The organism is Negativicoccus succinicivorans (assembly GCF_018373335.1).
Lineage (GTDB): Bacteria > Bacillota > Negativicutes > Veillonellales > Negativicoccaceae > Negativicoccus > Negativicoccus succinicivorans_A.
Map to the genome: position 1 here is coordinate 1 of NZ_JAHAHH010000056.1, position 8,717 is coordinate 8,717.

The 8,717-nt window shown below is 53.1% G+C and carries 8 protein-coding genes; 4 read left to right on the top strand and 4 right to left on the bottom strand.

Annotation, left to right across the window (positions count from 1 at the left end):
• Nucleotides 1-35: 35 nt before the first annotated feature.
• Complete coding sequence (locus tag KH813_RS05005) at nt 36-755, bottom strand: ECF transporter S component (RefSeq protein WP_303994023.1); 720 nt, start codon at nt 753-755, stop codon at nt 36-38.
• Nucleotides 756-996: 241 nt separating this feature from the next.
• On the opposite strand from KH813_RS05005, the gene KH813_RS05010 reads away from it, so the two are divergent.
• The 4 genes from KH813_RS05010 (at nt 997) to KH813_RS05025 (ending at nt 5,573) form a co-directional block, all read left to right on the top strand.
• Nucleotides 997-1,620, top strand: coding sequence for a DedA family protein (locus KH813_RS05010; RefSeq protein WP_303994026.1), 624 nt, complete (start codon nt 997-999; stop codon nt 1,618-1,620).
• A gap of 248 nt (nt 1,621-1,868) precedes the next feature.
• Entirely contained in the window at nt 1,869-2,297 is a 429-nt protein-coding gene (locus KH813_RS05015) for a DUF1934 domain-containing protein (protein ID WP_303994028.1), read from the top strand.
• On the top strand, nt 2,297-3,958 hold the full coding sequence (argS, locus tag KH813_RS05020) for an arginine--tRNA ligase (protein WP_303994030.1): 1,662 nt from the start codon (nt 2,297-2,299) through the stop codon (nt 3,956-3,958). Before KH813_RS05015 ends, argS begins: the two co-directional genes overlap by 1 nt.
• 10 nt (nt 3,959-3,968) lie before the next feature.
• Nucleotides 3,969-5,573, top strand: a complete 1,605-nt coding sequence (locus KH813_RS05025; RefSeq protein WP_303994033.1) for a CTP synthase — start codon at nt 3,969-3,971, stop codon at nt 5,571-5,573.
• A gap of 80 nt (nt 5,574-5,653) precedes the next feature.
• Here the strand turns inward: KH813_RS05025 and KH813_RS05030 are convergent, their stop codons facing one another.
• From KH813_RS05030 to KH813_RS05040, 3 genes are all read right to left on the bottom strand, one after another.
• On the bottom strand, nt 5,654-6,778 hold the full coding sequence (locus KH813_RS05030) for a hypothetical protein (protein ID WP_303994036.1): 1,125 nt from the start codon (nt 6,776-6,778) through the stop codon (nt 5,654-5,656).
• Complete coding sequence (locus tag KH813_RS05035; protein WP_303994039.1) at nt 6,763-7,881, bottom strand: histidinol-phosphate transaminase; 1,119 nt, start codon at nt 7,879-7,881, stop codon at nt 6,763-6,765. Before KH813_RS05035 ends, KH813_RS05030 begins: the two co-directional genes overlap by 16 nt.
• An 86-nt stretch (nt 7,882-7,967) precedes the next feature.
• Nucleotides 7,968-8,651: an energy-coupling factor transporter transmembrane protein EcfT gene (locus KH813_RS05040; RefSeq protein ID WP_024048100.1), complete on the bottom strand. Its 684-nt coding sequence runs from the start codon at nt 8,649-8,651 to the stop codon at nt 7,968-7,970.
• Nucleotides 8,652-8,717: the final 66 nt, after the last annotated feature.

Sequence of the window (8,717 nt, forward strand, 5' to 3'; positions counted from 1 at the left end):
CATCGCCATATGGCGATGCTTTTTTGTGTCGTATATTACTCTTGCCGGCGAGTCGGTTTGCGCATGAGCAAATTCAACACGATCGGCGTGACGATCACGGCCGCGCCGATGGCTTCCGGAATGCCGTTGAAAATGCAAATGCCAATGATAATATTAACTACCTGATCGAGCGGAACATGACGTATTTCCGCGAATTCTTTAGCGTACAAAATATACGTCAGGCCCATGACCATGATCGTATTCATCATCGATGTCACCAATGCGGACACCGCGATTTTAACGACCTGCGCTCCCGGCATAGCGCGGTACACGAGGTACGCGATCAAACCGAGCAGCACACGCGGCAAGACCGAAATGAGCGGGTTCAAAAACACAATACTCATCAGCGTCGGCGCCACAATATTTTGGAATAAGCTGAAGCAACCGAAAATCAAACCAGTCATCATGCCGACGCGCGGTCCTTCCACAATGCCGCCGATAATCGTCGGAATATGCAGAATGGTCGCTTTCATATAAATGAGGTGAATAAAACCGTAGCCCGTCAAACCGAGCAACGCGGTAATACCGCCTAAAAGGCCGGTGATCACAAGCTGCCGCACCGTCATAAATGAACGCTTCGTCGGCGGCGCTACACTCGGACGTTCGTCCGCGGGCCGCTCCGTTACTTGCGAATCCGCCTGCAAATCATTCACCGGTGATGTTGCTTCCGTCGCATGCGGCTTGTCCGCCGCCGGATCTTTTTGCCAATTTTCCATTTTGTTCCTCCGTTCTTATTCCTTTAGGGATATAAGTCGTTACCAGAACCGTATTATTGCGCTTGCCCATGCAAGCCGCCGTAAATCAAAAGCATTATAGAGATAATCGCCTGCCTTGTCAAGACGGAGACCTGCCGTTATAATCAAATTTATACGATACGCGTCTTTCGGTATGACAGACGTTCCTATGTCGTTTACGCGCAATGCGCATGCAAATAAATGAATCACGGAAGGAGTCCGTATGGATTGGCTTTATCTTTTCATGGAAGATTACGGCTACTGGGCGCTGTTTTTAACCATGGTTGCGGAAAATATGAATATCCCGATTCCGAGCGAAGTCGTTTTAGGCTTTGCCGGTTATCTCGTACATCGCGGCACTTTCACTTACACGCTCGCCTGCGTAGTCGGCGTCGCGGCGGGACTGGTGGGATCGCTGCTGTCGTACGCTATCGGTTACTACGGCGGCCGTCCTTTCTTACAAAAACATAAACATCTCTTTTTTCTCTCGCAAACGAAACTTTCGTCGGCGGATGATTGGTTTGCCCGTTACGGCGGCATTGCCGTTTTGACCGGTCGTCTGTTACCGGGCATACGCACATTTATTTCGCTGCCCGCCGGAATGGCTCGCTATCCGCTCAAACCGTTCATCTGGTATACCGTGATCGGCACGATTCCCTGGACGATGCTCCTCGTTTGGCTCGGGTTCCAACTGGGCGAGCATTGGGAAGACCTTCTGACCTACGACATGGAACTGTTTATCGGTTCTGTCGTCGTGGCCGCTCTCGCCTACGCTTATTACCACTACCTGCGCAAACGTCGCTCCCAAAATTCGGAAAACGCAAACCGCTCCCATGACGACAAATAAAGATTAAATTTGTCGCGCATGTTGCCGGTTGCCGCATTTTCATGCATTGACTTTGCGCAAGAATAACAATCCGCGAGATTTGCGAGAAAAATAATTGCCGACCGCCCGAAACACGGTCAACTTGGTGTCGCGCATCATTCTTTTATAAAAACAGCCGTCTCTGCGGAGACGGTTTTATGATGCCGGCATCATAGATTTTTTCCCTTATAAATGATAGAATTATATAGTTAATATTACGGAGGTGCGTGATGAAGGCGGTCATTATTACCGTGAACACGCTGCAGCGCGACGAGAACGGCCAGGAAGAGAGTATTGAACTGACCACAAAGGGCACGTACGAAAAACAAGGCGACGTGCAAATTTTGTGTTACGACGAATCTTCTCTGACCGGACTTACGGGAACGCGGACAACGTTAAAATTATTTCCGCATTCGCTCGTGCTGATGCGCGACGGTAAGATCACGCAGCAACAGGAATTTTTGCCGGGAACGTCGCAAAAATCGCTGTATGAGACACCGTTCGGCAACGTCACGCTGACGATGTACACGCATGAGCTGACCCACACGCTCGCGAACGGCGAGGGGGAAATCGCGCTCCGTTACGATGTCGCGCTGGAAGGCGTCCACGCGAATTATAATGAACTGATCATACGCTCACGAGAGGACGGAACGAACTGATGGATTTACGGACGGAAATCGGTGCGGCGCTGACCGACGCGGTCAAAGCGGCCGTCACTAAGGGAACACTTCCCGCCGGCGACTACCCCGAACCTTTTCTGGAACAGCCGCCGCAAAAAGAATTCGGCGATTTTGCCACCAATCTCGCCATGCAATCGGCGAAAATCGCCCGTCGCGCGCCGCGGCAAATTGCGGACGCGATTCTGGCGGAGCTCGACTCCCCGCTGATTGAACGCGCGGAAATCGCCGGCGCCGGTTTTATCAATTTATTTTTGAAAAACGACGCGGTCTACGATATTTTAAAAGAAATTTTGCGTAAAGGTAACGACTACGGCAACCTGCCGGAAAAAAGCGACGAATATATTCAAGTCGAATACGTCAGCGCCAATCCCACCGGACCGCTCCATATCGGTCACGGGCGCGGCGCGGCGTTCGGCAGTGCGCTGGTCAACCTGCTGCGCGCCGCCGGCTACCCGACACAGGCGGAGTACTACATCAACGACGCGGGCAACCAAATCGACAATCTCGCCAAATCGGTCGACGCGCGTTACCGTGAACTCTTGGGTGAAACGGTCGAATTTCCGGAAGACGGTTACCACGGCCGCGACATCATCACAACCGCGCAAACGATCATTGATGAGGACGGCGACAAATATTTAGCCATGCCCGCCGCCGAACGCCTCGCGATTTTCAAAGAGCGGGCGCTGCATGCGAAACTCGAACGTTTACGTAAAGATCTGGCGGATTTCCATGTAGAATTCGACCAATGGTTCAGTGAACGCACGTTGCATCCGGAAGCGATCGAGACGGCGTGCGCCGAACTGAAAGCGCGCGGCAAGCTGTATGAAAAAGAAGGCGCGCTGTGGTTGAACACCACTGCATACGGCGATGACAAAGATCGCGTCGTCATTCGCGCCAACGGCGTCGGCACGTATTTCGCCGCCGATATCGCGTACCACCGCAACAAGTATGAACGCGGTTTCACGCAGATGATCAACATCTGGGGCGCCGACCATCACGGTTACGTCGCTCGCGTCAAAGCGGCGCTCACGGCGCTTGGCTATGATTCGGATAAACTCGAAATTTTACTTTTGCAAATGGTCAATCTCTTGCGCGGCGGCGAAGTCGTCAAGATGAGCAAACGTACCGGCAAATCGATTACTCTTGCCGAACTGATCGAAGAAGTCGGTGCCGACGCGGCGCGGTATTTCTTCATCATGCGTTCGCTTGACAGCCAGCTCGACTTTGACATCGACTTGGCAAAATCGCACAGCAATGAAAATCCGGTGTACTACATCCAATACGCCTACGCGCGCATTCACAGCATTTACCGCCAGGCGGAGGAAAATCAGATCGCGTACGGCGCTTGGGAACATACCGATTTTAGTCTACTGACGGAACCCGCCGAACTGGATCTGATTAAACAGATGAGCGAGTACCGCGAGATGATCGCAAACGCGGCCGCCGCGCACGCGCCGCATCGTCTGGCTCGTTATCTTTATGAACTCGCCGGCCTGTTCCATTCGTTTTATAAACAGTGCCGCATTTTGGGCATTGATCAGGAACGCCAACAGGCGCGTTTGGGACTGATCACAGCGACCAAGTATATTTTATGGCACGGCTTAACCATTCTCGGTGTCAGCGCGCCGGAAAAAATGTAAAGGGGGACGCATGACTAAGTACATATTTGTCACGGGCGGTGTCGTTTCTTCGCTCGGTAAAGGTATCACCGCCGCATCGCTCGGCCGTTTACTGAAAAACCGCGGCTATCGGGTCACGATCCAAAAATTCGATCCGTATTTAAATATTGACCCGGGCACGATGAGCCCGTACCAACACGGTGAAGTTTTCGTAACCGATGACGGCGCGGAAACGGACCTCGACCTCGGTCATTACGAACGCTTTATCGATATCAACTTAAGTCAGCGTTCCAACGTAACAAGCGGCCGCATTTATCAAACCGTCATTTCGCGGGAACGTAAAGGCGATTACCTGGGCGGGACCGTTCAGGTCATTCCGCATGTGACGAACGCGATCAAAGAACAGGTGTTCCGCGTCGGTCAGGAAGTCAATGCCGACGTAGTTATCACCGAAATCGGCGGCACGGTCGGCGATATCGAAAGCCAACCGTTTTTGGAAGCGATTCGCCAGGTGAAAAAAGATATCGGCAAAGAAAACGTTCTGTATATTCACGTAACGCTTTTGCCGTACATCTCCGCTTCCGGCGAATTGAAAACGAAACCGACGCAACACAGCGTAAAAGAAATGCGCAGTATCGGCATCCAGCCGGACATCATCGTCTGCCGCAGCGAATACCCGATCTCACAGGAAATGAAAGAAAAAATCGCGTTATTCTGCGACGTCGATGTCGACGCGATCATTGAAAATCGTACCGCGCAAAGCATTTACGAAGTACCTTTGATGATGCAGCATGAAGGTTTGGATAAAATCGTTCTGCGCAAATTACAGCTGGAAGACAAGCCGCTCGACATGAGCGATTGGGAACACATGGTTGATCGCATGCTCCACCCGCAGGGCGAACTGGAAGTGGCGCTCGTCGGCAAATACGTTTCGCTCCACGACGCGTATCTTTCCGTCGTCGAATCGCTCGATCATGCCGGCTACGCGTTTAACCGCAAAGTCAACATTCGCTGGATCGACTCGGAAGAAGTCGAAGCGGCGGATGATCTCGCACCGCTTTTTGCGGGTGTGGACGGTATCGTCGTCCCCGGCGGTTTCGGTTCTCGCGGCGTAGAAGGAAAGATCCGCACGATCCGTTTCGCGCGCGAACATAAAATTCCCTACCTCGGTTTATGTCTCGGCATGCAGTGCGCCGTGATGGAATTCGCCCGCAATGTCTGCGGCATTCAAGATGCGATTTCGAGCGAATTTGATACCGACGCCGAACATCCGGTCATCGATTTGATGCCCGACCAGGTCGATATCGAAGATAAAGGCGGCACCATGCGCTTGGGTCTGTATCCCTGCAAGTTGGTCGACGGCACGCATTCGCGCGAGCTTTACGGAGAAGAGTTGGTGTATGAACGCCATCGTCACCGTTACGAATTCAACAACGCGTATCGTAAGCAACTGACTGATGCGGGCTTGATTCTCGCCGGCACCAGTCCCGATGAACGTCTGGTGGAAATTGTCGAAGTCAAAGACCACCCCTTCTTTGTCGCCGTGCAGTTCCATCCGGAATTCAAATCACGTCCGAATAATCCGCATCCGCTGTTTTATGGATTCATTCAGGCGATGGAGCAAGAAGCAAAATAAAATCAAAAAACACCGGAAATCTCCGGTGTTTTTTTTGCACAAAAAAAGAGCTGCCGCGGCAGCTCTTTTTCTTTTTTCGTTTACTCTTTCATTAACTCTGTTTTTCGTGCGCCCGCGCGCAGGAATACCACCGGAATCATAATAAGTCCGACTTGTCCCATCAACGGATACAGGATACCGATCAATTTACCGAAACCGATCTGCGCGCCGAAATACGCCACAATTCCCAAGACCAGCGTCACCGCGATCATCGGCGTACGGCCGATACCAAAGCCCTGAATACGGTTCAACACGAGCCAAAACATCGGCGCTGCCGTGGAGTAAATCCCCAACAAAAGCACCACGGAGAAAATCATCGCGAGAATCGGCAGATGTTGTTCCGCCAGGAACAAATTCGGCACTTCGTAGGTCACGATCTGATCCGGATAGCAAAGCATCGCGAAGACGATCATGATGACCGACAGCATCAGGAAAACGCCGCCCATAACGCCGCCCCAAATCGCTTCCTGGCGATTGCGCGCGCGCGTGCCGAGTCCGGCAAGAAAAGGAATTCCGCCCAAAACCATGCAAGCCGCATACAACACGCCGCTGAACCAAGCGGTATCCAACCATTCATACGCCCCGAACCACCAGCCGGCGGTCGCGCGCAAATCGAAGAGCGCCTGCACTTGCGCCCCCGTCAAATCATTGCCGTAGTACGTGCTGGTCACCGCGGTCACGATACCGATTAAAATCGTAAACACGGTGATGACCGGTCCGATCGCGCCGATAATATCGACCAAACCGTTCAAACCGAGCAACACGGTCATGACGCAAAGAATCGCCATGCCGAGTTTGCCGATTTCCGCACCGACGCCGAAGTATTCGCCGGCCACGGCGCCGGATCCGGCGAACATAATGGAAACGACGCAGAAAAGGCAAATGATCGTGAAAATTTCCAAAATGTAACCGATATATTTACCGCAATAGTAGCGGAAAATTTCCGTCTGTACGGTCAATTTCAATTCATGTCCTTTGACCATCAGGGCCGCGCCCATCGCGGCGAAAAGAAACATGCTGACGAGCGCGCCGATGTAACCCGCCGGTCCGTACGATGTGAAAAATTGCAACACTTCCTGGCCGGTCGCAAATCCCGAACCGATCGTAAACGCGATGTAAGCCCCCGCCAGTTTCACGACATTCCAAATGCTTACCTGCTGCTGCATGGCGCTCCCTCCACTTCTTTTTCCACGGCCGCCAAACGCGGCAGAAGTTCCGTCAAATCACGCGGCACACGCAAACGGATATGGCGTTTACCGATGCCGTCAAAATCTTCGCCGCGTTCGGTGATAATGCCGTGCCGCAGCATCACGTCAAACAAATTAAGATCGCGCTCCGTATATAAAAGCACAATCGGCACCGTATCTCCGGTAACGGATGCCTGCAATACGGAAAGCACCTCCAGCACTCGCGCTTTATTCGCCGCGATCTGCGTTCTGGAGCGCGCGATGTGTTCGCGGTCACGTAAGGCGATCGGCGTCAAACGGGCGGCGGTTTCGGTGACGACCATTTCCGCCGGCAATTTCTGCATGATCGGCATAAATGCTTGCGGCAATACCGCGTAACCAGTCCGCAGGCCGGCCAATCCGAACCCTTTCGAAAGCGTTTTGACGACGATCACATTCGGATACTTATTAACCAAGGCGACCGCCGAATTTTCCAGCGGCATAAAATCGCCGTACGCTTCATCGACGATCACCATCGTGTCCTGCGCCGCCGCTTTTTGCGCCAGCTGCTCGATGTCCGCCAGCGGAATCATTTGACCGGTCGGGTTATTCGGATTATCCAAATACACGAGCGTATGCTCCGGACGCAGCGCTTCGATAAAACGCGCGACGGAAAAACGGAACTGCTCTTCTTCCCGCAACGCGACGACGGTGAGTTGCGCGCCCATCGCGCGCATATCGGTAGTCGCGGAAGAAAACGTCGGTTCACCGACGAGAACATGCGTTCCCTCATCGATAAAGAGTCGGTTCAGATCGATCAGCATGCCCATCGATCCCGTGTGGATCGCAAGTTGTTCCGGCGCAATTTTCGCCGCCGGCGCGAGGTATTCGCAAATCGCCGCGCGCAGTTCACGGTACGGATAGCTCGGATACGGCGAGATGCCGCTGAATGTCTCCCGATACAATTCCTCCGTCAGTTGCGGCGTGTAGCCGAACGGATTGATCCCGAGCGAACAATCGATCGCGTCATCGGGAATTGTGTCACCGTGCACGTAACTTTGCACCTTATAATCTGCCAAGCTGTGTCGAATTCTGTATTTCATACTGCCCCTCCTACCATGCTGCGACTTTGTCGATTAATTCTTATTATTATAATATGATCCCCACTGTTACGCAATGCGCGATGTTTTCAGTAACTGTACGTCAAGCGCAGATACAGGCTGACCGCAACGCCCGCCGTCAGCAGCGCCATTACCAAGTAATCGCGACGTTGCGGCGTCACGGCGCGGGTAAAGCGCGTGGTGCCGGCACCGAAGCCGCGAAGCTCCAGCGAAAGCGCCATCGTTTCCGACCGCGCGAGCGATTTCAAAACGAGGGGTTGCACTACGCCGAGATACGCTTTGCTGCGGCGCAGATAGTGTCCGTTCTGCGGCACGCCGCGGCAAGCCTGCGCCTCGAGTACCGCTTTATTTTCCGCCAGAAAATCCGGCACGAAACGCAGCGCCGCCGTGAACATGAACGCGTATTCATAGGGGATGTGCAGCTGCGTCACGACCGCGGCCGTCAGATCCTGCAAGCGCGTCGTCGTCAACACCAAGAGGAAAACGCCCGCCAACGCCAACATCCGTAAACCCGCGACATACGCGGACTGCAACGTGCCGCCGCCAAGGTATTGAATGACGCCCAAAAGGATCGCGAAGAAAATAAATGCCAATAACGCTTTGCGATTTTGTTGCAACACGCCGGCGGCGATAAAAATGACGATTTCCGCGAGAAACAGCGCAAAGAGCGCCGGCGGACTTTGTAAAAACAAAACGGCGAGCGACACCGCAACAATCATGAAAATTTTTGTTAAAGGAACCAAGCGCGTCATTTTGCACCTCCGTCATCGGTATGATGGGAAACGTCCCGCCCGTCGCGGTACATGCTTGCTAAAAAT